This window comes from Alteromonas alvinellae (assembly GCF_902705805.1).
The window spans coordinates 1-1502 of sequence record NZ_CACSIH010000238.1 but is presented as its reverse complement, the minus strand read 5'-3'; the positions used below and the strand labels follow the sequence as shown (position 1 = coordinate 1502).

Sequence of the window (1502 nt, the reverse complement as noted above, 5' to 3'; positions counted from 1 at the left end):
GGCTGCTCACTTCGTTCGGATTTTAGCCCAGGTGCTAGCCCCCCTTAGCTTAAAATTATGTGCTATTGAACATTTGGTCATAATCAGATTTAATTTAGACTTAGGTTAAAACCTACTTTGGGAGTACAGCGAATGGATTCTGCATTTATTGGTTATTTTCTCTTCACAGTCATATTAATCGGGCTTATTGCTTTCTACGTTAACAAGCCGACACTATTCACAGTTTCATATTTTCGATTGCCCCGCCCTGTAAAATGGCTGATTGCTTTTTCCTATGGTCTTTCACTGGTTTTGTTCGCAGGTACAACTTGGCTACCAATGGGGGGTTGTATGGTACTTATGATTGGATTTGCTTTAGAAAAGCAAGAGCGCTTTGCTCTTATAAAACTACGCACATAACAACCCAATTAACACACTCACTACCTTCGCTGGGGCGCATACACGCAGCCTCCCTGCGCTTCGCTTAGTGTTATAGCCCACATATTTTGCTCTTTATGCGCGTGTTATATTTCAGGAGGAAAACCATGTTAAGTAGGTTCTTTGGAAAGAAGAAAAATCAACCGGTTAAGGAAAACAAAGTGCGAGTAACACTACCGGAAGAAACTTACACTGTCATGGAGTGGGAAGCGGACAAACTTCCATGCGTTGGGGTATTGAATTCTGCGCTCAAAAACTTCGAACCTAAAAGAGTTTTTGGCTGGCACCTTTCCGTCATAATCGACTTCACGGATAGTATCGAAAATGGAATGCCATCCGAAGAAGAAAGACAGATCGTCGAACCGTTTTGTGACAAACTCGATGAGGATATTAAGTCGGGTGGGAATGCGTTATTTTTTGTTCGCGAAACTTGGAATAAAACTCGTCGCCTAGTATGGCGCGTATATGACCCGGAAATAGCTCATGCACACCTTCAGCATATAATTGACAACCAAAAACATCCCAGCCCTTTTGATTGGCACATGGAGCAAGACCTCGAATGGAAACAAGCAAAATGGTACTTCGAACAGCTATGAAACATAACAATGCGCTTAACTCGCTCCCTTCGGTCGCTGGGACGCAAACACGCAGGGCGGCTTCGCCATTATGCCCCAAGCAACTGCGCCGCTTAGCTTAATGTTAGCCACTAAAAAGGATTTTCCATGGATACAGGTTTTCTAATTCTTTTAATATCCTGCTTAAGCGGCTTAATATACTTAACTATTGGCTATTTGCTTACCTTTAATAAAAAAGCGGATGTACTTAACGGCATCGACTTTTCTAAAATTGCCGACTTACCTGCTTTCTGCAAATACGTAGGCAATAGCTATTTATTATCTGGTGCGGTACAAATCTTAGTTGGAGTGTTGGCTTACTTAGCTTATTTAAACCTTATGCTGTTCATAGCTATTTTTGTTCTCTTCTCGACATTGCCAATTGTTAATGTCGTTAAAGCTATGCGTAAGTTTCAAAAAAGTGTTTCGTAAGTAAAGCGTGGCTAACAAGTCAATAAACTCACTCACTTC

General features: G+C 41.5%; 3 protein-coding genes. All 3 read left to right on the top strand.

Annotation, left to right across the window (positions count from 1 at the left end; translation table 11 throughout):
* Positions 1-132: 132 nt before the first annotated feature.
* The 3 genes from ACX5KA_RS18440 to ACX5KA_RS18430 all read left to right on the top strand — a co-directional run bounded on the left by ACX5KA_RS18440 (position 133) and on the right by ACX5KA_RS18430 (position 1463).
* On the top strand, positions 133-399 hold the full coding sequence (locus ACX5KA_RS18440; protein WP_039220733.1) for a hypothetical protein: 267 nt from the start codon (positions 133-135) through the stop codon (positions 397-399).
* A 125-nt stretch (positions 400-524) separates the two neighbouring features.
* Positions 525-1013, top strand: a complete 489-nt coding sequence (locus tag ACX5KA_RS18435; RefSeq protein ID WP_039220731.1) for a DUF695 domain-containing protein — start codon at positions 525-527, stop codon at positions 1011-1013.
* Between the two features lie 126 nt (positions 1014-1139).
* Positions 1140-1463: a hypothetical protein gene (locus tag ACX5KA_RS18430; RefSeq protein WP_458731844.1), complete on the top strand. Its 324-nt coding sequence runs from the start codon at positions 1140-1142 to the stop codon at positions 1461-1463.
* The last annotated feature ends 39 nt before the right edge of the window (positions 1464-1502 follow it).